Origin of the sequence: Streptomyces sp. CB02959 (genome assembly GCF_002803155.1) — a bacterium.
In the GTDB taxonomy this organism is placed as follows: Bacteria; Actinomycetota; Actinomycetes; order Streptomycetales; family Streptomycetaceae; genus Streptomyces.
In genome coordinates this window covers 125575-151296 of sequence record NZ_NNBP01000010.1, presented here as the reverse complement: position 1 = coordinate 151296, position 25722 = coordinate 125575, and the positions used below count along the sequence as shown (strand labels likewise).

The 25722-nt window shown below is 72.1% G+C and carries 22 protein-coding genes; 15 read left to right on the top strand and 7 right to left on the bottom strand.

Going from position 1 to position 25722, the window contains the following annotated elements; translation table 11 throughout:
- The first annotated feature begins 10 nt into the window (after positions 1 to 10).
- The 12 genes from CG747_RS18345 to CG747_RS18295 all read left to right on the top strand — a co-directional run bounded on the left by CG747_RS18345 (position 11) and on the right by CG747_RS18295 (position 10674).
- On the top strand, positions 11 to 583 hold the full coding sequence (locus CG747_RS18345; RefSeq protein WP_100602831.1) for a GNAT family N-acetyltransferase: 573 nt from the start codon (positions 11 to 13) through the stop codon (positions 581 to 583).
- A gap of 170 nt (positions 584 to 753) precedes the next feature.
- The gene (locus tag CG747_RS50990; RefSeq protein ID WP_350257049.1) at positions 754 to 837 is read left to right on the top strand and encodes a putative leader peptide; all 84 of its coding nucleotides are present in this window, start codon (positions 754 to 756) and stop codon (positions 835 to 837) included.
- Between the two features lie 218 nt (positions 838 to 1055).
- Positions 1056 to 2750, top strand: coding sequence for a nitrite/sulfite reductase (locus CG747_RS18340; RefSeq protein WP_100602830.1), 1695 nt, complete (start codon positions 1056 to 1058; stop codon positions 2748 to 2750).
- Complete coding sequence (locus CG747_RS18335; protein ID WP_100602829.1) at positions 2747 to 2968, top strand: hypothetical protein; 222 nt, start codon at positions 2747 to 2749, stop codon at positions 2966 to 2968. Before CG747_RS18340 ends, CG747_RS18335 begins: the two co-directional genes overlap by 4 nt.
- Positions 2965 to 3654, top strand: coding sequence for a phosphoadenylyl-sulfate reductase (locus CG747_RS18330; protein ID WP_100602828.1), 690 nt, complete (start codon positions 2965 to 2967; stop codon positions 3652 to 3654). The genes CG747_RS18335 and CG747_RS18330 overlap by 4 nt, the downstream gene beginning before the upstream one ends.
- Positions 3655 to 3677: 23 nt before the next feature.
- Positions 3678 to 4211: an adenylyl-sulfate kinase gene (gene cysC / locus CG747_RS18325; protein WP_100602827.1), complete on the top strand. Its 534-nt coding sequence runs from the start codon at positions 3678 to 3680 to the stop codon at positions 4209 to 4211.
- A 118-nt stretch (positions 4212 to 4329) separates the two neighbouring features.
- The gene (gene cysD, locus CG747_RS18320; protein ID WP_100602826.1) at positions 4330 to 5265 is read left to right on the top strand and encodes a sulfate adenylyltransferase subunit CysD; all 936 of its coding nucleotides are present in this window, start codon (positions 4330 to 4332) and stop codon (positions 5263 to 5265) included.
- Between the two features lie 2 nt (positions 5266 to 5267).
- Positions 5268 to 6629 carry a sulfate adenylyltransferase subunit 1 gene (locus CG747_RS18315; RefSeq protein WP_100602825.1) on the top strand — a complete coding sequence of 454 codons (1362 nt, stop codon included), beginning with the start codon at positions 5268 to 5270 and terminating at the stop codon, positions 6627 to 6629.
- Between the two features lie 214 nt (positions 6630 to 6843).
- Entirely contained in the window at positions 6844 to 7953 is a 1110-nt protein-coding gene (locus tag CG747_RS18310) for an aliphatic sulfonate ABC transporter substrate-binding protein (protein ID WP_100602824.1), read from the top strand.
- 34 nt (positions 7954 to 7987) lie between these two features.
- On the top strand, positions 7988 to 8809 hold the full coding sequence (locus CG747_RS18305; RefSeq protein WP_100602823.1) for an ABC transporter ATP-binding protein: 822 nt from the start codon (positions 7988 to 7990) through the stop codon (positions 8807 to 8809).
- Entirely contained in the window at positions 8796 to 9899 is a 1104-nt protein-coding gene (locus tag CG747_RS18300) for an ABC transporter permease (protein ID WP_100602822.1), read from the top strand. Before CG747_RS18305 ends, CG747_RS18300 begins: the two co-directional genes overlap by 14 nt.
- Positions 9900 to 9903: 4 nt before the next feature.
- Positions 9904 to 10674, top strand: coding sequence for a sirohydrochlorin chelatase (locus CG747_RS18295; protein WP_100602821.1), 771 nt, complete (start codon positions 9904 to 9906; stop codon positions 10672 to 10674).
- A 19-nt stretch (positions 10675 to 10693) separates the two neighbouring features.
- Here CG747_RS18295 and CG747_RS18290 read toward each other — a convergent pair whose 3' ends face one another.
- The 3 genes from CG747_RS18290 to CG747_RS18280 form a co-directional block, all read right to left on the bottom strand.
- Positions 10694 to 11782, bottom strand: a complete 1089-nt coding sequence (locus tag CG747_RS18290; protein ID WP_100602820.1) for a glycosyltransferase family 2 protein — start codon at positions 11780 to 11782, stop codon at positions 10694 to 10696.
- A gap of 277 nt (positions 11783 to 12059) precedes the next feature.
- Positions 12060 to 13271 (bottom strand): S8 family peptidase, encoded by a 1212-nt coding sequence (locus CG747_RS18285; RefSeq protein ID WP_100602819.1) that lies wholly within the window; start codon positions 13269 to 13271, stop codon positions 12060 to 12062.
- Positions 13272 to 13594: 323 nt separating this feature from the next.
- On the bottom strand, positions 13595 to 14806 hold the full coding sequence (locus CG747_RS18280; RefSeq protein WP_100602818.1) for a macrolide family glycosyltransferase: 1212 nt from the start codon (positions 14804 to 14806) through the stop codon (positions 13595 to 13597).
- A gap of 181 nt (positions 14807 to 14987) precedes the next feature.
- On the opposite strand from CG747_RS18280, the gene CG747_RS18275 reads away from it, so the two are divergent.
- Positions 14988 to 15875 carry an aminoglycoside phosphotransferase family protein gene (locus tag CG747_RS18275; protein ID WP_100602817.1) on the top strand — a complete coding sequence of 296 codons (888 nt, stop codon included), beginning with the start codon at positions 14988 to 14990 and terminating at the stop codon, positions 15873 to 15875.
- Between the two features lie 30 nt (positions 15876 to 15905).
- On the opposite strand, the gene CG747_RS18270 is transcribed toward CG747_RS18275, so the two are convergent.
- Both CG747_RS18270 and CG747_RS18265 read right to left on the bottom strand, forming a co-directional pair.
- Positions 15906 to 16619 carry an exonuclease domain-containing protein gene (locus tag CG747_RS18270; protein WP_100602816.1) on the bottom strand — a complete coding sequence of 238 codons (714 nt, stop codon included), beginning with the start codon at positions 16617 to 16619 and terminating at the stop codon, positions 15906 to 15908.
- Between the two features lie 203 nt (positions 16620 to 16822).
- On the bottom strand, positions 16823 to 18073 hold the full coding sequence (locus tag CG747_RS18265; protein ID WP_100602815.1) for an SAV2148 family HEPN domain-containing protein: 1251 nt from the start codon (positions 18071 to 18073) through the stop codon (positions 16823 to 16825).
- 563 nt (positions 18074 to 18636) lie between these two features.
- Between CG747_RS18265 and glgX the strand changes: the two genes are divergently transcribed.
- Positions 18637 to 20910, top strand: a complete 2274-nt coding sequence (glgX, locus tag CG747_RS18260) for a glycogen debranching protein GlgX (RefSeq protein ID WP_100602814.1) — start codon at positions 18637 to 18639, stop codon at positions 20908 to 20910.
- A gap of 41 nt (positions 20911 to 20951) precedes the next feature.
- On the opposite strand, the gene CG747_RS18255 is transcribed toward glgX, so the two are convergent.
- On the bottom strand, positions 20952 to 22220 hold the full coding sequence (locus CG747_RS18255) for an MFS transporter (protein WP_100602813.1): 1269 nt from the start codon (positions 22218 to 22220) through the stop codon (positions 20952 to 20954).
- Positions 22221 to 22384: 164 nt separating this feature from the next.
- Between CG747_RS18255 and treY the strand changes: the two genes are divergently transcribed.
- A complete protein-coding gene (treY, locus tag CG747_RS18250) occupies positions 22385 to 24901 on the top strand; it encodes a malto-oligosyltrehalose synthase (RefSeq protein ID WP_100602812.1) in 2517 nt (838 codons plus the stop codon).
- Between the two features lie 199 nt (positions 24902 to 25100).
- On the opposite strand, the gene CG747_RS18245 is transcribed toward treY, so the two are convergent.
- Positions 25101 to 25655 carry an FHA domain-containing protein gene (locus CG747_RS18245; RefSeq protein WP_100602811.1) on the bottom strand — a complete coding sequence of 185 codons (555 nt, stop codon included), beginning with the start codon at positions 25653 to 25655 and terminating at the stop codon, positions 25101 to 25103.
- Positions 25656 to 25722: the final 67 nt, after the last annotated feature.

The following is a 25722-nucleotide window of genomic DNA, read 5'->3' as shown; positions in this document are numbered from 1 at the left end:
TGCTGGCGGCATGAGCCACACCGTCACCACCTGGCACCTCCACCAGACCTCGCGCGAGGCCCTCTCGCCCACCGCGGAGCCCCCCGCCGAGCAGGGCGTACGGATCGTCCGGTCCGAGGTGCCCGCACCGGAATTCAGCCGGTTCCTCTATACCGCGGTCGGCGGGGACGTGCTGTGGACCGACCGGCTGGAGTGGCCGTACGCGCGGTGGGCCGAGCACCTGGCGCAGCCGGGGACCGAGACGTGGGTGGCGTACGAGCGCGGTACGCCCGCCGGGTTCATCGAGCTCCAGGCCCAGCCGGACGGGGTGGTGGAGATCGTCTACTTCGGGCTGCTGCCGGCCTTCCGGGGACGGCGGATCGGCGGGCACCTGCTCGGGTACGGGACGGCGCGGGCCTGGGACCTGGCCGAGCGGTGGCCGGCGCTGCCGGAGACCACCCGGGTGTGGCTGCACACCTGCAGCGACGACGGGCCCCATGCACGGGCCAACTACGAGCGGCGCGGCTTCCGGCTGTTCCGCACCGAGGTGACCGAGGAGCCGGTGGCCGAGGTCGCCGACCCGTGGCCCGGCGCCGGCCGCTGAGAACTGAGGCGTGGCCCACCCCGCAGTCCCCGGCGGGGTGCGGTCGCCGCATCCGGCCGCACCCCCTCCCACACGTGACGGACGCCACAGCATCTCGTCATGCGGGACAAGCATGTCCATATTTTGGATGACGGTGGACTGGCCGGAGAGCCGCGTGCCACGCTTCCGTCATGTCTAGAGCTGGAATTGCCTTGGTGAGTCGGCGGCACGTCGACCTCGGCCGCATGTCCAGCGCCATTTGTCGGGCAGGCTGACGCTGCAGGATCAGGGCCCCGCCCTGCGTATCCGGACAGCACTCAGCATCACCACGTCGCACGTCGTCCCCATCGTCGCGGACGCGTTGGACCCCCGACCCCGCACACCCACCGCCGACGCGCTTCCGCGCGCCGCGCTTCGGTGCGTCCGCGCAGGTCACCGGGGATGCTCCGCACCCGTCCGCACCCCCTTTGAGCCGCCCAGAAGGACGTAATCCATGGCCGCCAACCCGGAACTCCCCACCGCTACGCCCCGCCGCAAGGCCGGCCGCCACCGCGGCGAGGGCCAGTGGGCCGTTGGCCATTTCACGCCGCTCAACGGCAACGAGCAGTTCAAGAAGGACGACGACGGTCTCAATGTGCGGACACGCATTGAGACGATCTACTCGAAGGCCGGGTTCGACTCCATCGACCCCAACGACCTGCGTGGCCGGATGCGTTGGTGGGGCCTGTACACCCAGCGCAAGCCCGGGATCGACGGCGGCAAGACCGCCGTGCTGGAGCCCGAGGAGCTCGACGACAAGTACTTCATGCTGCGGGTCCGCGTCGACGGCGGCCGGCTCACCGTCGCCCAGCTGCGCGCCATCGGCGAGGTCTCCGAGCAGTACGCCCGCGGCACCGCCGACATCACCGACCGGCAGAACATCCAGCTGCACTGGGTGCGCATCGAGGACGTGCCCGCCATCTGGGAGAAGCTGGAGGCCGTGGGGCTGTCCACGACCGAGGCGTGCGGCGACTGCCCGCGCGTGATCATCGGTTCCCCGGTGGCCGGTATCGCGGCGGACGAGATCATCGACGGCACCCCGGCCGTGGACGAGATCCACGAGCGCTACATCGGCAACAAGGAATTCTCCAACCTGCCGCGCAAGTTCAAGACCGCGATCTCCGGCTCGCCCGTCCAGGACGTGGTGCACGAGATCAACGACGTGGCCTTCGTCGGCGTCGTCCACCCCGAGCACGGTCCGGGCTTCGACCTGTGGGTCGGCGGTGGCCTGTCCACCAACCCCAGGCTCGCCGAGCGCCTGGGCACCTGGGTGCCGCTGGACGAGGTCGCCGACGTCTGGGCCGGCGTGGTCGGCATCTTCCGCGACTACGGCTACCGCCGGCTGCGCACCCGCGCCCGGCTGAAGTTCCTGATGGCCGACTGGGGCCCGGAGAAGTTCCGCCAGGTGCTGGAGGACGAGTACCTCAAGCGCAAGCTGGTCGACGGCCCGGCCCCCGAGCAGCCCGCGCAGAAGTGGCGCGACCACATCGGCGTGCACCGGCAGCAGGACGGCCGCTTCTACGTGGGCTTCGCCCCGCGCGTCGGCCGGGTCGACGGCGCCACCCTCACCAAGATCGCCGAACTCGCCGCCGCACACGGCTCCGACCGGCTGCGCACCACCGTCGAGCAGAAGATGATCGTTCTCGATGTCGCGCCCGAGGAGGTCGACGGGCTGGTCGCCGGGCTGGAGGCGCTGGACTTCCAGGTGCACCCCTCGCCGTTCCGGCGCGGCACCATGGCCTGCACCGGCATCGAGTTCTGCAAGCTCGCCATCGTCGAGACCAAGGGGCGGGGCGCCGCGCTGATCGACGAACTGGAGCGCCGGATGCCGGACTTCCAGGAGCCGATCACCATCAACCTCAACGGCTGCCCCAACGCCTGCGCCCGCATCCAGGTCGCCGACATCGGCCTCAAGGGCCAGCTGGTGCTGGACGCCGACGGCAACCAGGTCGAGGGCTACCAGGTGCACCTGGGCGGCGCGCTGGGCCTGGAGCCGGGCTTCGGCCGCAAGGTCCGCGGCCTGAAGGTGACGTCCGAGGAACTGCCCGACTACGTCGAGCGGGTGCTGCGCAACTTCGAGGAGCAGCGCGAGGAGGGCGAGCGGTTCGCCACCTGGGCGGCGCGCGCCGAAGAGGGTGCGTTGAAGTGACCGAACGCGCCGCGCCGTTCTACTGCCCGTACTGCGGGGACGAGGACCTGCGGCCCTCCGAGGAGGAAACCTCCCGCGGAGCGGGCGCAGCGTGGGAGTGCCGGGCGTGCAGCCGGGCCTTCCGGCTGAAGTTCCTGGGCCTGCTCGCCCCGGGGACCGCCGGTGCCGCCCCGTCCCCTTCTCCAGTTCCTTCCGCTCCTGACGGAGGTACGCCGTGACCAGCACCACCGATCTGTCGCAACTCGCCGAGCAGGCGGGTCGCGACCTGGAGGACGCGCCCGCCCTGGAGATCCTCCGGTGGGCCGCGGAGACCTTCGGTCCGCGCTTCTGCGTCACCTCCTCCATGGAGGACGCGGTCGTCGCGCACCTGGCGTCGCGGGCCTTCCCCGGCGTGGACGTGGTCTTCCTGGACACCGGCTACCACTTCCCGGAGACCCTGGGGACCCGGGACGCGGTGGCGGCGGTGATGGACGTCGACGTCATCACCCTGACGCCCCGTCAGACGGTGGCCGAGCAGGACGCCGAGTACGGGCCGAAGCTGCACGACCGCGACCCCGACCTGTGCTGTGCGCTGCGCAAGGTCAAGCCGCTCGAAGAGGGCCTGACCGGCTACGACGCCTGGGCGACCGGGCTGCGCCGGGACGAGTCGCCGACCCGGGCGAACACCCCGGTCGTCGGCTGGGACACCAAGCGGCGCAAGGTGAAGGTCTCCCCGATCGCCCGCTGGACGCAGGACGACGTGGACGCGTACGTCGCCGAGCACGGAGTGCTCACCAACCCCCTGCTGATGGACGGCTACGCCTCCGTCGGCTGCGCCCCCTGCACCCGCCGGGTGCTGGCGGGCGAGGACGCGCGGGCCGGCCGCTGGGCCGGCAGCAACAAGACCGAGTGCGGACTGCACTGATGGCGGAGTTTTTGGAGATACAGATGACGGGCGCCACGATCTGGCTGACCGGTCTGCCGAGCGCGGGCAAGACGACCATCGCGCGCCAGCTGGCCGACCGGCTGCGCGGCGAGGGCCACCGCGTCGAGGTGCTCGACGGCGACGAGATCCGCGAGTTCCTCTCCGCGGGCCTCGGATTCAGCCGCGAGGACCGGCACACCAACGTCCAGCGGATCGGCTTCGTCGCCGAACTGCTGGCCAGCAACGGCGTGAAGGCCCTGGTCCCGGTGATCGCGCCGTTCGCGGACAGCCGCGAGGCGGTGCGCAAGCGCCACCAGACCGAGGGCACCCCGTACCTGGAGGTGCACGTCGCCACTCCGGTCGAGGTCTGCTCCGAGCGCGATGTGAAGGGCCTGTACGCCAAGCAGGCGGCCGGCGAGATATCCGGCCTGACCGGCGTGGACGACCCCTACGAGGAGCCCGCGGCACCGGACCTGCGGATCGAGTCGCACACCCAGACCGTGCAGGAATCCGCGGCGGCGCTGCACGCGCTGCTCGTCGAGAGGGGGCTGGCGTGAGCGACGCACAGGCGACCACCGACCCGCAGCCGGCCGTGATACCCGCACCTCTGCGCCGCGTGGGCGGAGACGGGGGTGCCACCGGACGGATTCCGGGGGAGAACGAAGGGGAGACCTCGTGACCACCGTTGCTTCGCTTTCCGAGGAACTGGACAACCCGTACGCGCTGTCGCACCTGGACGCCCTGGAATCCGAGGCGGTGCACATCTTCCGCGAGGTGGCGGGCGAGTTCGAGCGGCCGGTGATCCTCTTCTCCGGCGGCAAGGACTCCATCGTCATGCTGCACCTGGCGCTGAAGGCGTTCGCGCCGGCGCCGGTGCCGTTCGCGCTGCTGCACGTCGACACCGGGCACAACTTCCCCGAGGTCATCGACTACCGCGACCGCACCGTGGCGCGGCACGGCCTGCGCCTGCACGTCGCCTCGGTGCAGGACTTCATCGACCGCGGCGAGCTGCGCGAGCGCCCGGACGGCACCCGCAACCCGCTGCAGACCGTGCCGCTGCTGGACGCCATCGAGAAGAACCGCTTCGACGCGGTCTTCGGCGGCGGCCGCCGGGACGAGGAGAAGGCGCGCGCCAAGGAGCGGGTGTTCTCGCTGCGCGACGAGTTCGGCGGCTGGGACCCGCGCCGGCAGCGGCCCGAGCTGTGGCAGCTCTACAACGGCCGGCACTCGCCCGGTGAGCACGTCCGGGTCTTCCCGCTCTCCAACTGGACCGAGCTGGACGTCTGGCAGTACATCGCCCGCGAGAAGATCGAACTGCCCGCCATCTACTACGCGCACGAGCGGGAGGTCTTCGCCCGCAGCGGCATGTGGCTGGCGCCTGGTGAGTGGGGCGGCCCGAAGGACGACGAGCGGCTGGAGGTCCGGCAGGTGCGCTACCGCACCGTCGGCGACATGTCCTGCACCGGCGCCGTCGAGTCGGACGCCGACACCATCGAGGCCGTCATCGCGGAGATCGCCGCGTCCCGGCTCACCGAGCGGGGCGCGACCCGGGCCGACGACAAGATGTCCGAGGCCGCCATGGAGGACCGCAAGCGCGAGGGGTACTTCTAGCCATGAGCACGACCAACACGGCCCGCACGGACCTGACGGTGGACGCGGGCGCCACCTCGCTGCTGCGCTTCGCCACCGCCGGGTCCGTGGACGACGGCAAATCGACCCTGGTCGGCCGGTTGCTGCACGACTCCAAGTCGGTCCTCGCCGACCAGCTGGAGGCCGTCGAGCACGCCTCCCGCAACCGCGGGCAGGAGGCGCCCGACCTGGCGCTGCTGACGGACGGGCTGCGCGCCGAGCGGGAGCAGGGCATCACCATCGATGTCGCCTACCGCTACTTCGCCACCCCGCGCCGCCGCTTCATCCTCGCCGACACCCCCGGGCACGTGCAGTACACCCGGAACATGGTGACCGGGGCCTCCACCGCCGAGCTGGCCGTCGTCCTGGTCGACGCGCGCAACGGCGTGGTCGAGCAGACCCGGCGGCACGCCGCGGTCGCCGCCCTGCTCCGGGTCCCGCACGTCGTGCTGGCCGTCAACAAGATGGACCTGGTCGGCTACCAGGAGTCCGTCTTCGCGGCCATCGCCGAGGAGTTCACCGCCTACGCGGGCTCGCTGGGCGTGCCGGAGATCACCGCCATCCCGATCTCGGCGCTGGCCGGCGACAACGTGGTGACGCCGTCGGCCACCATGGACTGGTACGGCGGCCCGACCGTGCTGGAGCACCTGGAGACCGTGCCGGTGGTCGCCGACCCGTCGGACGACCCGGCCCGCTTCCCGGTCCAGTACGTCATCCGCCCGCAGACCTCCGAGCACCCCGACTACCGCGGCTACGCGGGCCAGATCGCGTCCGGCGTGCTGCACGTGGGCGACGCCGTCACCGTGCTGCCGTCGGGCCGGACGAGCACCATCGAGGGGATCGACGCGCTCGGCCAGAGCGTGGACGTCGCCTGGGCGCCGCAGTCGGTGACCCTTCGGCTCGCCGACGACCTGGACATCTCCCGGGGCGACCTGATCGCCCCGACCGCGGCGACGCCGTCGGTCACCCAGGACGTCGAGGCCACCGTCTGCCATGTCGCCGACCGGCCACTGACCGTCGGGCAGCGGGTGCTGCTCAAGCACACCACCCGCACCGTCAAGGCGCTCGTCAAGGAGATCCCGTCCCGGCTGACCCTGGACGACCTCTCCCAGCACCCGGCCCCCGGCGAACTGGTCGCCAACGACATCGGCCGGATCGTGGTGCGCACCGCCGCACCACTGGCGCTGGACGCCTACGCGGACTCCCGGCGCACCGGCTCCTTCCTGCTGATCGACCCGGCGGACGGCACCACGCTGACCGCGGGCATGGCCGGTACCGCGTTCGCGGAGGCGGCCGCGGACCCCGCGCCGGAGGGTGCGGCGGACGACGAGGGGTGGGACTTCTGATCATGCTCAAGGACATGTTCTCGACCTTTGCCAAGGAAGGCGGCCGCATCGGCAGCGGCGCCCTCGGAAGCGGCCAGGGCGGAGTCGGTCGATGTGTGCGCTGACCATGCCTGACTCCGTACCCCCCACGTCCTCCTTCCGAAGATCCACCATGTCGCCGGGCGCGCCATAGCGAGGCGCGCGCTCCCCCGGCCCTCCGAGAGGAACACCTCCCGTGACTGCCGTTCGTCATCGCCTCCTGGCGGCCGCCGCCGCCGTCCCGTTGCTGACCGTCGCGCTGGGGGCCTGCGGCTACGGCTCCGAGGCCCCGAAGGACACCGCGGCCTCCGTCGCCCCGAAGGGGCCCAAGGTCGACGGGCTCGACCAGGTCAAGATCGGCTTCTTCGGCAACACCACCCACGCCACGCCCCTGATCGGCCTTCAGACGGGCCGGTTCCAGAAGGAACTGGGCGGCACCGCGGTGAAGTCCTCGGTCTTCAACGCCGGCCCCGCCGAGATCGAGGCGCTCAACTCGAACGCCATCGACATCGGCTGGATCGGCCCCTCCCCCGCGATCAACGGCTATGTGAAGTCGCACGGCAAGAGCCTGAAGATCATCTCTGGTTCGGCATCCGGCGGTGTCTCGCTGATCGTCAACCCGAAGAAGATCAAGAGCCTGGACGACCTCAAGGGCAAGACGATCGCCACCCCGCAGCTGGGCAACACCCAGGACGTGGCCCTGCTGAACTTCCTCGCCGGGAAGGGCTACTCGGTCGACGCCACCTCCGGCAAGGGTGACGTCACCGTCCAGCGCACCGACAACAAGGTCACTCCCACCGCCTTCAAGCAGGGCAGCATCGACGGCGCCTGGGCCCCCGAGCCCACCGCGTCCAAGCTCGTCGCCGCCGGCGGCAAGGCGCTGCTGGACGAGAAGACGCTGTGGAAGGACGGCAAGTTCGTCATCACCAACATGATCGTCTCGCAGCGCTTCCTCAAGGAGCACCCGAAGGCGGTCGAGGCGGTGCTGCGTGCCTCGGTGAAGACCAACGCCTGGATCCGCTCGCACCCCGCCGAGGCGGTCAAGGCCCTCAACGAGAAGCTCGCCGACCCGACGATCAGCGGCAAGGCGCTGCCGGACGACGTCATCGACCCGGCGTTCAAGAACGTCGACATCACCGACGACCCGCTGGCCGCCACCCTCCAGGAGGAGGCGGACCACGCCGTCAAGGCAGGGCTGCTGAAGAAGCCCGACCTCAAGGGCATCTACGACCTCACCCTGCTGAACAAGGTGCTCAAGTCCGAGGGCAAGCCGCCGGTCGACGACGCCGGCCTCGGCGGCAACTGACTCCGGCCCCCCGATCTCCCAGGAGGTGACACCGATGACGACCAGTACGCTCACCAAGCCCGCCCCGGCGAACACCGGCACCACCGGCCCGTACGCCGCTCGCATCCACCACGTCTCGAAGTCGTTCGGCCGCCCCGGCGCGCAGCAGCAGGTGCTGGACGACATCAGCATCGACGTCGCACCCGGCGAATTCGTCTGCCTCCTGGGGGCCTCGGGGTGCGGCAAGTCCACCCTCCTCAGCCTCGTGGCGGGTCTGGACAAGCCGTCCGCCGGCACCATCGAGACGCCCGGCGGCCGGCCGGCGCTGATGTTCCAGGAGCACGCGCTGTTCCCGTGGCTGACCGCGGGCCGCAACATAGAACTGGCCCTGCGGATGCGCGGGGTGCCGCGCTCTGAGCGTCGCGGCGAGGCCGAGCGGCTGCTCGAACTCGTCCGGCTCAAGGGCGCGTACGGCAAGCGGGTGCACGAACTCTCGGGCGGTATGCGCCAGCGGGTGGCGATGGCCCGGGCGCTCGCCCAGGACAGCCAACTGCTGCTGATGGACGAGCCGTTCGCCGCGCTCGACGCCATCACCCGTGACGTGCTGCACGACGAACTGACCCGGATCTGGGCCGAATCCAACAGCGGCTCCACGGGCACCAACCTCTCGGTCCTCTTCGTCACCCACAACGTCCGTGAGGCGGTACGGCTCGGCGAGCGGGTCGTGCTGCTCTCCTCCCGCCCCGGACGGGTCGCCCGGGAGTGGCAGGTGGACATCCCCCAGCCGCGTCGCATCGAGGACTCCGCGGTCGCCGACCTGTCCATCGAGATCACTGAACAGCTCCGTGGGGAGATCCGCCGCCATGGCCAGCACTGAGACCACCACCTCGTCCGCCCCGGGGAAGCCCGGCGACGACCCCACCGGACCATCCACCGCCCCGACCAGCGGCACGACCACCGGCACGACGGACAGCTCCACGGACGGTTCGGCCGGCGACTCCCCGGCCGAAGCGGCCACCGGAACCACCGCCGAACCGGCCGGCGCGGCTGCCGGACGTTCCGCCGGGGCGTCCACCGACGCACCGGCCGCCGGGGGACCCCGGCCCGCCGCCGGTGACCTCGCCGGTCTGGAGGCCGGGCTCGACGCCCTCGACTCCACCGTGGTCGCCCGGCAGCCGTGGCTGCGCACCCTGCTGTCAAAGGCGTTCCCTCCCCTCATCGCGATCGTGATCGTGCTGGGGCTGTGGCAGCTCGCCTACCACTTCCAGCTCAAGCCGCACTACCTGCTGCCGAGCCCGCTCGACGTCTTCCGCTCGCTCCAGCAGAAGTGGCTCGAAGGCACCCTGCTCGGCTTCGTGTGGACCAGCGTCTCCCGCGGCGCCCTCGGCTTCCTGGCCTCGGTCGCCATCGGCACGGTGCTCGGACTGGTCGTGGCCCGCGTCAGGCTCGTACGGGCCGCGATCGGGCCGATCCTGAGCGGGCTGCAGTCCCTGCCCTCGGTGGCCTGGGTCCCGGCGGCGATCATCTGGTTCGGCCTGAGCGACGCCACCATCTACGCGGTGGTGCTGCTCGGTGCCGTCCCCTCGATCGCCAACGGGCTGGTGTCCGGTGTCGACCAGATCTCTCCTCTCTATCTGCGTGCCGGCCGCACCATCGGCGCGACCGGCCTGGCCGGTGTCCGCCACGTACTGCTCCCCGCCGCGCTGCCCGGCTACCTCGCCGGGCTCAAGCAGGGCTGGGCGTTCTCCTGGCGGTCCCTGATGGCCGCCGAACTCATCGTCAACGCTCCCGACCTCGGCACCGGACTGGGCCAGCTCCTGGAACAGGGCCGTGAACTGCAGGACATGTCCTGGGTGCTGGCCGCGATCCTGCTGATCCTGATCGTCGGCATCGGCATCGAGCTGCTGATCTTCGCCCCGATCGAGCGCCGGGTGCTGCGCAGCCGCGGCCTCCTCGTCAAGAGCTGAAACCATGAACACACGCCCCACTCTCCTCGTCATCGCCCACGGCAGCCGCGATCCTCGGCACGCCGCGACCGTCACCGCGCTCTGCGCGCGGGTCCGGAAGCTGCGTCCGGGGCTGCGCGTGGCGGTCGGCTATCTCGACTTCAACGCGCCCCGGGTACCCCGGGTGCTGGAACGCCTTGAGGCCGACGGCGTACGGAACGTGGTGGCGCTTCCCCTCCTCCTGACTCGCGCCTTCCACGCGAAGTCCGATATCCCCGCGGTACTGCGGGAGGCCGCCGCGCGGCTGCCCCTGCTGACCGTCCATCAGGCCGAGGTGCTCGGCCCGTCACTCCTCCTGACCAGCGCGTTGGAGCGCCGGCTGGAGGAGGCCGGGTTGCGGCCGGACGACCACCGCTCGACCGGGGTCGTCCTGGCCTCGGCCGGCTCCTCAGACCCGGAGGCGATCGCAGTGATCGCAGAAATCGCGCGGGAGTGGCGGCGCACCGCAGAGTGGTGTGCCGTGCGACCTGCGTTCGCCTCCGCATCTCTTCCCCGTACGGCCGACGCCGTACGGGCCCTGCGGGCCGAGGGCATCCAGCGGGTGGCCGTCGCCCCGTACGTCATCGCGCCGGGGTTCCTGCCGGACCGGATCGCCGCCGGGGCCCGCGAGGCCCGCGCGGACATCCTCGCCCCGGTGCTCGGTGCCGCCCCCGAGCTGGCCCGGCTGCTGCTGCGCCGCTACGACCAGGCCGTCCGGGCCCGCGCCCAGGGCGACTTGGCGGCCCTGACCGCCTGAGCGGCACCGCCCGCCCGGCTCACCTCGCCACCACCGTCGCCCGCCCCGCGGGAGTGTCGGCGCGCCCCTTCTCGTAGACCGTCAGGCCCCGCGCCAGATGCAGGGGCACCAGCAACAGCTCCACGACCAGGGCCTTCCAGGCGTAGACGACGTTGACCGCCTTGGTGGCGTAGGCGCAGGGGATGTTGACCAGCACGCCGCGCAACGGGAGTCTGCGGCGGCGGGCGGCGTACACCAGGGGTGGCAGCGTCAGCAGGAGGTCGGCCCCGGCCCACCAGGCGAAGGCGGCCGGTGGTGACGCACCGCTCGTCGCGCTGAGCACGAACGGACCGGCCCACCACAGGGGCGCGGTGAGGATCTCGAAGAGGGCGAGCAGCACCCAGAGCGCGAGCAGGGGTTTGCGGACCAGCAGCCGGCCGAGGTGGAGCCGGACGTTCTGGCAGAAGCCGGCCATCCAGCGGTTGACCTGTTTGCGGAAGTAGGTGAGGTTCTCCGGGTCGGCGGCCAGGGCGACGGCGTCGGAGACGTAGACCGCGCGTCGTCCGGCGATCTGCCGGGACCAGGTGTAGTCCATGTCCTCGACGATGGTGCGCTCGGGGAATCCACCGAAGGCCACCAGTTCGTCGCGCCGGAAGACCGAGCAGCAACCCGAGCAGACCATGGGGCTGTTGGCGAGTGCCTGGATGGGCCGATGGAAGTGGAAGCCGAAGAGGTATTCCGTGGACCGGCCCCGCTCCCACACGGTGCGGGTGTGCCGGGTGCGGACCGTGCCCGCGGCGATGGCGACACCGGGGTCGTCGAAGACCGGGAGGACGCGCTGGAGGTAATCCGGGGCGAGGACGGTGTCCGCGTCGACGGCCAGGACGAGATCGGTGGTGCACCGCGGGAGGGCGTAGTTCTGCGCTCTGGCCTTGCTGCCGAGGTTGTGCGGCGGGCGGAGCACCGTGACGCCGTGTGCGGCGGCTACCTCGCCGGTGCGGTCGGTGGAGGCGTCGTCGACGACCAGGACGCGGTCGGGCGGGACGGTTTGCCTCGCGAGGGACTCCAGCGTGGCCGGTAGTCCCTCCTCTTCGTTGTGGGCCGGGACGATGACGGTGACGGTGTGCATGGCGGGCTTCCCCCTGTCGTGCGGCCCGCGCCGACGAGGGCGCAGAGCAGTCCGATCACTACGTAGACGATGGTGCTGATGCCGAGGAACGGCGTGACTCCGTGCATGTCACTGACGGTAGCCACGCTCGGCCGTCCACGGTTCCGGAGGAAGCCTCCTGTGGATAACTCGACGCGGGGGAAGGTGCGTCGGGCGCCCGGAACGCAACGACGCCGGCCGCCGCGCCCCGTGGGGGCGAGCGCGACGGCCGGCGTGCGGTGCTGAACGACCGGATCGACTACTGAACGATCTTCAGCAGCTTGTTGGGCGTGCCCTGACCCGGGTTGCTGATCTTGTCGGGGGTGGCCCCGTCCGTCAGCGCCTTCTCCACGTCGGCCGGCTTGGCGTCCTTGTGGTCGGCCAGGTAGAGCGCGGCGGCACCCACGACGTGCGGGGTCGCCATCGACGTACCGGAGATGGTCTTGGTGGCGTCGTCGCTGTTGTTCCAGTCCGAGGTGATGTCGGAGCCCGGAGCGTAGAGGTCGACGACGCTGCCGTAGTTGGAGAAGTCGGACTGCTGGTCGTCCTTGGTGCTGGAGGCCACCGTGATGGCCTCCTTGACGCGCGCCGGGGAGCCCTGGCCCGCGTCGGTGGACTCGTTGCCGGCCGCGACGCCGAAGGTGACACCGGAGTCGATGGCCTTCTTCACGGCCGCGTCGAGCGCCTCGTCCGCGCCGCCGCCGAGCGACATGTTGGCGACCGAGGGGCCCTTGTGGTTCTTGGTGACCCAGTCGATGCCCGCGACGACCTGCTCAGTGGTGCCGGAGCCCTGCCCGTCGAGCACCTTGACGGCGACCAGCTTGACCTTCTTGGCGACGCCGTGGGCGGTGCCTCCGATGGTGCCGGAGACGTGGGTGCCGTGGCCGTTGTCGTCCTCGGCCTTGTCGCTGTTGTCGATGGCGTTGAAGCCGTACGACGCGCGACCGCCGAAGTCCTTGTGGCTGATGTGGATGCCGGTGTCGATGACGTAGGCGGTGACGCCCTCGCCCGCGCTGTCCGGGTAGTTGTACTTGCCGTCACCCTTGGTGTCGGCCTGGTCGATGCGGTCCAGGCCCCACGACGGCGGGTTGTCCTGGGTGCCGTCGGTGTGGAACGTGTGGTTCTGGACGACCTTGTCGACGGACGGGTCGGCGGCCAGGCGCTTGGCGTCCTCGCTGGACAGGCCGGTGGCCGAGAAGCCGTCGATGGCGGAGGTGAAGGTCCGCTTGACCTTGCCGCCGTACTTGGCGGCCAGGTCGCCGCTCTCGGCGGCGCGCACTCCGGCGGTCTTCTTCAGCAGCACGATGTAGCTGCCCTTGACGGCGCCCTTGGCCTCGGCGCCGTAGATCTTGCCCTCGGCGGCGGGCGACGCGCCCGCGGTGACCGCTGTGACGGCGGCGATACCAGTGGCGGCCACAGCGGCGGATATCGCCGTGATGAGCCGCTTCTTGCTGGAACGCTTATGAGCCATGGCGAGGGTTCTCCTCGTTCGTGGTGTGGGGGGAAGCGTTTGTGAATAGCCCGAAGGGACCGGAAAATCTCCACCGGGCTGGTTCGAAACCCTGTCGGATTGACGAGTGCAATTCAAGGCCAGCCAGGCCGTGTGAGATAGGCAACAATCCTGCAGAAATGCAAAAGAACGCAGAACTGGTCAAACAGACCGCTGGAGTTGACGGACAGTAACTCAACTCCGTTTACGTTTACGCAATGAAGGGGGACAGCCGACAATGCGTTTGCATTTTCAACTGTCCCCTTGTGCCATGCTCGCGCCTCGGAAGAGGTGCGTACCGACGGTTACCCCACGGGGAGTTGCGCCTCGATGAGGTCCGCCGCCCGCCGACTGCCGCCCTCCTCCGCCATCTCCGCGCGGATCCGGCCGAGCGCCGCCGCCACGTCGGGATCGCCGGCCACCGCGCGCACGGCCTCCCCCAGCGCCTGCGCGGTCACCTCGCCCTTCTGCAACTGCCGGGCGACGCCCAGCGCCTCCAGCGTGGCGGCGTTCATGAACTGGTCGGCGGCCTGCGGTACGCACACCATGGGCACCCCGTTCGCCAACCCCTCCTGGCTGCCGCCCATCCCGGCGTGGGTGACGAACGCGTCGGCCTGCCGGAGGACCGCCACCTGCGGGACCCAGGTGCGCACCTCGATGTTGTCCGGGACCTCGCCGAGCACCGCCGGGTCGGTGAACTTCCCGATCTGCAGCACCACATGCCAGTCCGCCCGCCCGCCGAACGCCTCGACGCAGGCCTGGTAGACGTCCGGCGCGTCGGTGAACACCGACCCCAGGGAGACCAGGAGCACCTTGGCGTCGGGCGCGAGGCCGGCCGGCCGCTGCCAGTCGCCCTGCGCGGCGCGGTCGCCCTGGCAGGAGCCGACGAAGGTGAAGACCGCCCCGTCGACCCGGTCCGCCTGCGGCTGCATGGCCCGGGGGATCAGGACGAGGGCGCGGGCGGGCCGGGCGGCCAGGAAGTCCGGCTCCGGCAGGTCCCCCATACCGTGGTCCGCCAACCAGGCCCGGAAGCGCGCGTAGTAGGCGCGGCCGCGCTCGCTGCTCCGCAACTCCGCCCGCACCCCCTCGCCGGCCTCCTCCTCGTAGCCGTCCCAGGCGACGATGTGCGGCGTCAGCTGGATGGCCGGGACCTGCCACCGGTGGGCGAGCAGCGGGGCCGGGAACGAGGCGCTGTCGTGGAGGACCAGGTCCGGGGTGTCGCCCTCGTAGGCCGCGGCGAGCTGCGGCAGGGCCTGGATGCCGTCCTCCAGGAACGGTTCGAGGTGGTCGAGGAGATCGGTGCCCCATGCCTCCGGGTTCTCGTCGGTGGGCAGGACGGAGGTCCACGGCCGCGGTTCGGCGCCGACGCCGGCGACGAGGTCGGCGAAGGCGGCCGGGACGGCGTAGGTCACGCGGTGCCCCCGGTCGACCAGTTCGCGGATGACGTCGAGGTTGGGCTGGACGTGACCGTGGGCCGGGATGCTGAACATCGCGATATGCGAAGGATGCTGAGGCATGCTCGAAACCCTAGGCGAGACGATACGTATCGTGCAACGGTGAAAAGTCGCCACGCCGCGGCCCGGTGGGTGCCGACTCCCCTGGTGGGAAGCGCCCTTCCGAGGGCGGCCGGACGGCCTCCGGAGCGGCTGGTGGCACCTGCGAGACTGGGCGCGAGAACGCACCGCAGGAGGCACTCCGATGACCGAACCCAGCCCCGCCTTCACCGAGGCGCGCGCCCGGGACGTGCTGGCCGCGGCCGGGCACTCCGCCGCGGCGGCGGACGCCCGGCTGCTCGCACTCGGCGAGAACGCCGTCTTCGCCCTGGACGAGGGCGGCGTGGTCGTCCGGATCGGCCGCAGCCCCGAGCTGCTGGCGCGCGCCGAGCGGGAACTGGCGGTGGCCCAGTGGCTGGCGGCCGAGGACGTACCGGCCGTGCGGGCCGCGGAGTCGACCGCCCGGCTCGTCGACGGGCACCCCGTGACGTACTGGCGGCAGCTGCCGGAGGCCGTCCGACCCGCCCGGCCGCAGGACCTCGCCGAGCTGCTCAAGCGCGTCCACGCGCTGCCCGAGCCGCCGTTCGCACTCCCCCGGCGCGAGCTGCTGGACGGTGTGGAGCGCTGGCTGCGGCTGGCCGGCGACGCCGTGTCGGCGTCCGATGCGGAGTACCTGCGCGGACGGCGGGACGCGTTCGCGCTGGCCGCGACGGCGCTCGAACCACATCTGCCGCGCGGCCCGATCCACGGCGACGCGCTGCCCCGCAACGTCCACATCGGGCCCGACGGCCCGGTCCTGGTCGACCTGGAGACCTTCTCCTCGGACCTGCGCGAGCACGACCTGGTCGTGCTCGCCCTCAGCCGGGACCGCTACGGACTGGGCGCGGAAGCCTACGACGCCTTCGTGGCGGTGTACGGCTGGGACGTGCGGGACTGGGAGGGGTGCGCCGTCCTGCGCGGGTCCCGGGAGACCGCGAGTTGCGCCTGGGTCTCCCAGCACGCGCCCGGGAATCCGGCCGCGCTCAAGGAGTTCCGGCGCCGGGTCGCCTCGCTGCGCGAGAAGGACGCGGCGGTCCGGTGGTACCCGTTCTGAGGCGGTGACCCGGCCGCCGGTCCGGGCCGCTCAGCGCTGGTACGGGATCAGCGGCCAGGCCGCCTCGACTATCGCCTCCGGGTCGCCGGACCGGCGCAGGTACGCCTGGAACGAGGCGGCCTGCTCGGCGGCGGCCTGCTCCTGGAGGGTGTGCAGGGCGCGCGGTGCGGGCAGGGCGACGGCCGGGTACTTCTCACCGATGCGGCGGGCGACCCCGGCCGCCGCCGCCGCGTCGGCACCCGCCTCGTGCGCGCCGTCCAGCGGTACGCCGTAGTGGCCGCAGAGCGCCTGGAGTGCGCGCTTGCCCTTGCGGTAGCGGTCCACGTGCTTGTCGAGGACGAGCGGGTCGATGACCGGGGCGGGCGGACGGCCGAGCCGCTCGGTCAGGGTCGGCACGCCGTGGCGGCGGCACTCGCGGTCGAGCAGCGAGAGGTCGTAGCGCGCGTTCATCACCACCAGCGGGATGTCCGCGCGGAGGGCTTCGGCCAGCGCCTCGGTGATCTCCGCTATCGCGCCCGCGGGCGAACGGCCGTGTGCGGTGACGTAGGCGGTCGACATGCCGTGGATCTCCGCGGCTTCGTCGGGGATCGGGACGCCCGGATCGATCAGCCAGGACTGCCGCCCGGCCACCCGGCCGTCCCCCTCCAGCCGGATCAGCGCGGCCGTGACGATGCGGTCGTGCTCGACGTCGGTGCCCGTGGTCTCCAGGTCGAAGCCGACCAGCAGCTCCTGATGCCAGCTCATGCCGAGACCTCGCTTCGCCCGGCCCCGCACTCGCGCGGCGCGCGCCTGTCCTCGACGCTCCGGCGGCCTTGGGCCCCTCGGACCTCCACGCAGCGCTCCTTCATGCGGCCTCCTTCGGTGGTGCCTCCCCCGTGGTTCGACCACTCTCCCACGCACCACTGACAACGGGCCGGGCCGCCCGGCGCCCCGGCGCCCGGGACGGGTCAGGAGACCGGCCGCGAGTCCGCCCAGACGCTCTCGAACTCCTCGCGGTAGATCTCGAAGAGCCCGTGGTCGACGTCCCGGCCGTCGCGGGCGTCCTGGCGGACCACCTCGCGACCGCCGCCGCGCAGCACGAACACCGGCGTCTCCATCCCGCGGCTCTTGCGGAGGTAGGGCTGGACGACGGCCAGGCCGTCGGGCCCGTCGCCGTCGACGAGGTAGGCGGTGAAGCGCGGGGTCTCGTCGAAGACCTGGATCTCGAAGGCCCCGGGATCCCGCAGCCGGGCCCGGACCCGCCGCATGTGCAGGATGTTCATCTCGATGGCGCGGCTCATCTCGCCCTTCTTCAGGCCGATTTCGCGCTCCCGGCGGCGGACCGCGCTGCTGGCCGGATTGAGGAAGAGCAGCCGGACCCGGCAGCCGGACTCGGCGAGCCGGACCAGCCGGCGGCCGGAGTAGTTCTGGACCAGGAGGTTGAGTCCTATGCCCACCGCGTCGAGCCGGCGGGCGCCGCCGAAGAGGTCCTCCGCGGGCAGCTGGCGCTGGAGCCGCACCCGGTCGGGGTGCACCCCGACGACGTCGGCGTACCGGTCGCCGACGAGGTCCTCGACGGCGTCGATGGGCAGCCGCCCGGAGATACGGGTGCCGGCCCCGGAACCGAGGATGTCCAACAGCCGGGCGGAGGCCCGCTCGGCCTGGGCCAGGACGGTCTCGGACAGTGCGCGGTTGCGGGAGACGATGTTGCGCGCGACCTCCAGCTCGTCGAGGACCAGCTCGACCTCGCGCCGGTCGTCCACGTAGGGCTCGAAGCAGGGCCAGTGCTGGACCATCAGCTCGCGGAGCTGCGGGAGCGTCAGGAAGCTGACGATGTTGTCGTCGGCGGGGTCGAGGAGATAGCCCTTGCGGCGGCTGACCTCGCGGACCGCGACCGCGCGCTGGACCCATTCCTGGCCCGCGGGTCCGGCCGCCGCGATGACCCATTCGTCGCCGTGCACCGGCTCGTAGATGGGACGCAGGACGGCCGCGACGACGGCCCGTAGGCGCTGCTCGACGAGATTCAGCCAGATATAGGCGCGTCCGGCCCGGCGGGCGCGGGTGCGCACCTCGCTCCAGGCGTCGGCGCCCCAGTCGAGTTCCGCACCGATCTCCAGCGGTCGGGCCAGGGACACCGTGCCGGGCGGTGCGTCCACGGAGCCGGCCTCGTGGCCCTCATGACTCTCGTCACCAGGGGGCAACTCCAGCCCGCCGCTCACCTGCCACCGCCTCCCGAACCCCCGTGCCAACGATCAAGGCAGACTACTGCGGCGCGGGGGGCGGTGCAGCAGGATGCATCGAGTCGGATGCCAACTCCCCTTGCCCATAGTGCCGGTTGTGACCGGAAAGCGCTGGGGGAGTGAGCGGATTCATAGCCCTGGTGGGGATAGGGGGCGCTTTCCGGCCCACGCGATGGAGTGTCCCGGCGGCGGGCCGTTGACAGCGCCGCCGGGAGCCCGGCCGACCGCGGGCACCGCGATTGGCCGGGGTACCGCTGGCGAACTGCACGCATGTGAGGTAGTCCGTGGCAGAGACGCCGCTTTTGGGGTAGCCGTAGCAGTCCCCCGCCCCGCACCCGGCCGTGCGCACGGGCCGCCGACCCACGATCAGCGCACAGTAGGACAATCCGACATCGCCGAAGATCGACCACCGTTCAGCGGAGTTCACACGAAAATCTCCCGCTATCCGGCAATTTGGACACGTTGGGAAGGATTCCGATGCGGTCCGCGGACGCGTGTCGTGGAGTCGCCGCCGCCCGTAGAGAAAGTGGAAGAGTCTACGCATGCAGGTCTGGCCGGGACAGATGTATCCGTTGGGTGCCACCTATGACGGTGCGGGCACCAACTTCGCGGTGTTCTCCGAAGCCGCCACGCGCATCGAGCTGTGTCTGCTGCACGACGACGGGTCGGAGACCGCCGTCGAGCTGCGCGAGTCCGACGCCTTCGTACGGCACGCGTATCTGCCGGGGATCATGCCGGGACAGCGCTACGGCTTCCGGGCGCACGGCCCCTACGAGCCCGAACACGGGCATCGCTGCAACTCCGCCAAGCTGCTCCTCGACCCGTACGCGCGGGCGATGAGCGGCGTGATCGACTGGGACGAGGCGGTCTACGGCTACCACTTCGGCCGGCCCGAGGTGCGCAACGACCTGGACTCGGCGCCGCACACCATGGCGTCGGTGGTGGTCAACCCGTACTTCGACTGGGGCGACGACCGCCCGCCGCGCACCGCCTACCACGAGACGGTGCTCTACGAGGCCCATGTGAAGGGCCTGACGATGCGGCATCCGGAGCTGCCCGAGGAACTGCGCGGCACCTACGCGGCGCTGGCGCATCCGGCGATCATCGACCACCTGACGAAGCTCGGGATCACCGCCCTGGAGCTGATGCCGGTCCACCAGTTCGTCCAGGACCACCGGCTGGTGGACGCCGGGCTGACCAACTACTGGGGCTACAACACCATCGGCTTCTTCGCCCCGCACAACGCCTACGCGTCCTGGGGGGACCGCGGGCAGCAGGTGCTGGAATTCAAGACCGCGGTCCGGGCGCTGCACCAGGCGGGCATCGAGGTCATCCTCGACGTCGTCTACAACCACACCGCCGAGGGCAGCCACCTGGGGCCGACGCTGTCCTTCCGGGGGCTGGACAACGCCTCGTACTACCGGCTGTCGGACGACCGCCGGTACTACACGGACACCACGGGTACCGGGAACTCCCTCCTGATGCGCAGTCCGCACGTGCTCCAGTTGGTGATGGACTCGCTGCGCTACTGGGTGCAGGAGATGCGCGTGGACGGGTTCCGGTTCGATCTGGCGGCGACGCTGGCGCGGCAGTTCCACGAGGTGGACCGGCTGTCGTCCTTCTTCGACCTGGTGCACCAGGATCCGGTGGTCAGCCAGGTGAAGCTGATCGCCGAGCCGTGGGACGTCGGGGAGGGCGGCTACCAGGTGGGGAACTTCCCGCCGCTGTGGACGGAGTGGAACGGGGAGTACCGGGACACCGTGCGGGACCTGTGGCGCGGCGAACCGCGCACCCTGGCGGACTTCGGGTCCCGGCTGGCCGGGTCGTCGGACCTCTACCAGGAGGACGGGCGGCGGCCGCTCGCCTCGGTCAACTTCGTCACCTGCCACGACGGTTTCACCCTCCGCGACCTGGTCTCGTACAACGACAAGCACAACGAGGACAACGGCGAGGACAACCGGGACGGCGAGCGCTTCAACCGGTCGTGGAACTGCGGGGCCGAGGGGCCGACCGACGACCCCTCGGTGCGGCGGCTGCGGCTCCGGCAGATGCGGAACTTCCTCGCCACGCTCATGCTGTCGCAGGGCGTGCCGATGCTCAGCCACGGCGACGAGTTCGGCCGCACCCAGCGCGGCAACAACAACGCGTACTGCCAGGACGGCGAGCTGACCTGGGTGCGGTGGCCGGAGCGAAGGGAGGCGGGCGCCGGCGGGGCGTTCGACGCCGACCGGTCGGACGAGGCGGACCAGGCAGACGAGGCAGCCGAAGCAGGAGAGGCCGGTGGGGTCGACGGGGTCGATGCGGCCGGTGGGGCGGCGCCGGACGCGGCGGAGGCACCGGCGGCGGAGCGGGCGGACGAGCAGGCGCTGCTGGCGTTCGTCCGGCAGATGGTGTGGCTGCGGCGGGACCACCCGGTCTTCCGGCGGCGGCGGTTCTTCCAGGGGCACCCGATGGAGGGCACCCATGACGAGCTGTCCGACATCGCCTGGTTCACCGCGGCCGGCACGGAGATGGGCACCCGCGACTGGCAGTCCGTCCACGCCAAGTCGCTGACGGTCTTCCTCAACGGGAGCTCGATCTCCGAACCGGGGCCGCGCGGCGAGCCGATCACCGACGACTCGTTCCTGCTGATGTTCAACGCCCATGACCAGGAGAAGGAGTTCACCACGCCGGAGCACCTGGGGCGGCAGTGGCAGGTCGTGGTGGACACCGACCGGCCGGAGGCGGCGGCGGACGGCCGGGGCGCCAAGGTCAAGGGCGGCGACCGGCTGACGCTGGTCGGGCGGAGTCTGCTGGTGCTCCAGCGGCCGGCCTGAGCGGTCCGGCGCGGCCCCGCGGCAGCGCGGGGGCCGCGGGTTCAGGGGGTCTGGGCGCGGTCCGGCGCGGCCTCCTGCCCGGGGCGGGAGACGCGCACGGGCGCGGTCGGCCGGGAGCCGACCCGGGTGACCAGGGCGACGACGAGGACCAGCACGGCGGCGCCCACCGCGACCGCGAAGGCCGCGGACGGGCCGTACGTGTCGGCGAGCCGCCCGGAGACGGCCAGTGCCAGGGCCTGGCCGCCGACCACCGCGCTGGTGAGGAACGCCATCGACTCGGCCAGCCGGGTTGCGGGCACCAGCCGTTCGGTGAGCCCGAAGAGAGTGATCAGGTGCGGCGCGAAAGCCACCCCGAGCACCACGACGACCAGATAGAGCGCCCCCAGCGACCGGACGAAGAGCAGCGGCGCGGACAGCACGATCAGCCCGACGGCGGCCGCCCGCCAGCGGGCCGGCAGGCCGATCCGGGCCGGTACCAGCGCGAGCGAGCGTCCCGCCACCGCGCTCATCACGCCCATCGCCGCGTACACCAGGCCCGCCTGGGCGGGCTGGTGGAGGCGTTCGGTGAGCGCGGTGATGCCGGCCTGGCAGGCGCCGAACATGGCGCCCTGGAGAGCCGTGGACAGGCGCATGGCGTGGACCGCGCGGGGCATCCGGGTGCGGGCCGGGCGGGCGGTCCGCGGGGCCCGGTCCGCGGCGGGCCGCACGGCCACCGCGCTCGGGTGCAGGGCGAACGCCGAGCCGCAGACCGCCAGCAGTACCGCGGCCAGTGCCAGCGCCACCGCCGGGTGCACCAGAGTGGCGGCCAGCCCCACCAGTGCCGGACCCAGCACGAACGACACCTCGTCCAGGGTGCCTTCCAAGGAGAGCGCGGCGCTCACCAGCCGGTCGTCGGCCCCCGCGCGGTGCGCCAGGGCGACCAGCCGGGTGCGGGCCAGCGGGCCGATCTGCGGCACGCTCGCCCCGGCCAGCAGGCCCAGCAGGGCGAGCGGCGGCGTCGCCGTCCGGGCCACGGCGGCCGCCACCAGGGCCGCCACCGCGAACGCGTTGATCCAGCAGGCGACCAGCACCACCGGACGCTGGCCGTGCCGGTCCGCGAGCCGCCCCATCAGCGGGCCGGCGACCGTCTGACCGGCCGCCAGCGCGCCGCCCACCAGGCCGGCGGTGGTCAGCGAACCGCTCGTCGCGGCCACCAGCAGCACGCTGCCGAGCTGGCACATGGCGGTCGGCAGCCGCCCCAGGAAGGACACGACGGGCAGCAGCGGCCCACTCAGGGCGAGCACCCGGCGATAGGTGGTGGCAGCGGTCATCACAAGAAGCTATCCGGCACACCGGCACGATCCGTACGGGCAGTACGTACGAAGGCCGTTCGCCCGTCGGCCTGACGGCTCGGACGAAAACACGACGGGTGGGACGGCCCGGGATGACGCAACCCGATGACAGAACGGGCCGTCGGCGGGGTACGGGTGTTCCCATGACGCAGCCTTCGAGTCCGTCGCCGACCGCCACCTACCGGCTGCAGCTCCAGCCGGACTTCCCGTTCGCCGCCGCCGAGCGGGCGGTCCCGTACCTCGCCGCACTCGGAGTGTCCCATCTCCACCTCTCGCCCGTACTGGAGGCGGTGCCGGGGTCCGCCCACGGGTACGACGTGACCGGCCACTCGGCGGTGCGGGCCGAGCTGGGCGGCGAGGAGGGGCTGCAGGCGCTGGCGGCGACGGCCCGGGGGCACGGCCTCGGGCTGGTGGTCGACATCGTGCCCAACCACATGGCGGTGCCCTCGCCGGTGTCGCTCAACGGACCGCTGTGGGAGGTGCTGCGCGACGGCCCGGCATCGCCGTACGCGCGCTGGTTCGACATCGACTGGGACGGCGGGCACGGCGGGCGGCTGCTGCTGCCCGTACTGGAGGGGCGGATCGGGGACGAGCTGCACCGGTTCCGGGTCGAGGGACGGGAACTGCACTACGGGGAGCAGGTCTTCCCCTTGCGTCCCGGTACGGAGCGGCTGCCGCTGGAGCGCCTCCTTGCGGCGCAGTGGTACCGCCTCGCCTGGTGGCGGCTGGCCCGCACGGAGCTCAACTACCGGCGCTTCTTCACCATTTCGGAGCTGATCGGGATCCGCGCCGAGGATCCCGAGGTGTTCGACGCCACCCACGGGACGGTGCTGCGGCTGATCCGGGAGGGGGTCGTCGACGGGCTGCGGATCGACCATCCGGACGGGCTGGTGGATCCGGGCGGCTATCTGGCGCGGCTGCGGGCCGGCACCAAGGGCTGCTGGACGGTGGTGGAGAAGATCCTGACCGGTGCCGAGCGGCTGCCGGACGGCTGGGCGTGCGCGGGCACCACGGGCTATGACGCGCTCCGCCACATCGACGGGCTGTTCGTCTGCCCGCAGGGCGCCGGGCGGCTGTTCTCGCACTACCGCGACTTCGTCACCCCGCTGGCCGACGAGGGCGGCGACTGGGAGGAGACGGTGCGGCGGGCCGCCTACGAGGTCGTCGAACACGACCTGGCGGCGGAGGTGGAGCGGCTGGTGCGGACCGCGGCCCGGATCGCCGCGCGGGTGCCCCGGCCGGGCGACCACGCGCCCTGGGCGCTGCGGCAGGCGGTCCGGGAACTCCTGGTGCGGCTGCCGGTCTACCGCCCGTACGCCGGTGACGCCACGGACGCCGTGCGGGCGGCGGCGGACGCGGCGATGCTGGGCGGCGCGGCGGAACGGGCCCGGGCCACGTTCCGGGTGCCGGAGGAGGCCGGGGCGGTGGATCTGGTCCACGACCTGGCGCTGGGGCGGTTCACGTACGGCGGGGACGGCGCGGGCGGCGGGGACGGTGCGCCGGACCCCGGTGCCGTGGACCCCGATGTCGCGGGCTTCGCGGCGCGGTTCGCCCAGACCGCGTCGGCGCTGCACGCCAAGTCCGTGGAGGACACCGCCTTCTACCGCTATCCGGTGCTGCTGTCGGCCTGCGAGGTCGGGGGCGATCCCGGGGAGCCGGCGCTGGGGCCCGGGACGTTCCACGAGTACTGCGCGCGGATGCAGCGGGACTGGCCGGAGAGCGGCACGGTGCTCTCCACGCACGACACCAAGCGCAGTGCCGATGTGCGGGCGCGGATCGCGGTGCTGTCGGAGTGCCCGGACCGGTGGCGGGACCTGCTGAGCGCGGTGACCGACGGGAGGGAGGAGGCGGACGGCGCGGTTCCGGTGGATCCGATGGTGGCGTGGACGGCCTGGCAGACCGCGTTCGGGCTGGGGGCGTCCGCCACCGGCGACCCGACGGCGGCGGGGTCGGCTTCCGGCGACACCGGGGCGCGGCTGGCGCCCGCGGTCCTCAAGGCCGTACGGGAGGCCGGGCTGCGCACCTCCTGGACGGAGCCGGACGCGGTGTACGAGGAGGCGGTGGCGGAGTTCGTCCGTAGTGGGCCGTGCGGTCCGGCGGCCGGTCGGCTGGCCGCGCTGGAGGCGGAACTCGCCCCGTTCATCCGGGCGAACGCCCTCGGCGCGACGCTGCTGCACCTGACCCTGCCCGGCGTCCCCGACCTCTACCAGGGCACCGAGCAGGAGTACACGGCGCTGGTCGATCCGGACAACCGGCGGCCCCCGCGGTTCGCTCCGGAACTGCTCGCGGAGCTGGACGGCGGCGCCGCGCCGACCGGTCCGTCCGCCGGGAAGCTGCGCCTGACGGCCGCCGCGCTGCGGCTGCGGCGGGCGCACCCGGAGTGGTTCGGTGCCGCCGCGTCGTACGAGCCGCTGGCCGCGGAGGGCCCGGCGGCCGAGCACTGCGTGGCGTTCGTCCGCGGGGGGCGGGTGGTGACGGCGGTGACCAGGTTGTCGCTGCGGCTGCGGGAGACCGGCGGCTGGTGGGACACCGTGCTGCGGCTGCCGTCGGGGGGCGCGTGGCGGGAGGTGCTGACCGGCCGCACGCTGGCGGGCGGCGCGGCGGTGGGGGTGGACGGCCTGCTGGCGGAGTGGCCGGTGGCGCTGCTCGTACGGGAGTAGCGGCGGGGCGACGGGTGGAGCGCCACAGCCGGCGCGCCGACGGTGCGCCGTACCGGCGGTGTGTCGTACCGGCAGTGCGCATTACTGACGATGCGTCAGCCAACGTGGGCGGCGGTGAGCGGGGCGCCGGTGCCGGCCGGCACCGGCGCCGGGCCGCGCCCGCACCGGGCCTCGGGCGCCGGGACCCGGCCCCGCTCGTTCAGCGCTCGGTGGGCGCCTGACGCTCCGTCAGTACGTAGTCCACCTGGCCGAACCGGATGTGGTCGCCGGGGCCGACCGCTATCTCGCCGACCAGCCGGCGGCCGTTGACGCAGGTGCCGTTGGTGGAGCCGAGGTCGCGCAGCATCCAGCCGGTGCCCTCGCTGCGCAGCTCGGCATGGTGCCGGGAGACCGTGTCGTGGTTGAGCCGCAGGCCGACGCCCGGGGCCCGCCCGATCGACAGCGGGAACGGTCCGGGCACCGGCAGCAGCAGCTTCGGCAACCGCTCCGTGCGCCAGGCCCTGCGCAGCCGGATGTGGAACGCCGACACCCGGCCGACCATCCGCAGCAGCAGCCCCTGGACCTTGCCGTGTCGCTCCAGATCGGCGGTGGCCAGGGCGAGTTCGGAGTGCTGCTGGGCCGTCAGGACGAGTTCCAGCCGCCGCAGGAAAGTGTCCTGGGACAGCCGTCCCTCCGCCGCGCCCTCGCGCAGCAGCTCAAGTGCGCGTTCCCGATCGGCGTCCGAAGGCCGCGCGGGGAACTGGAGCGAAGTCATGGCGTAATTCTCCGGCCTGCGGTGAGTCGGTGTCCAGGCGACGTCGGTGCCCCGCCGCACGGCGTCC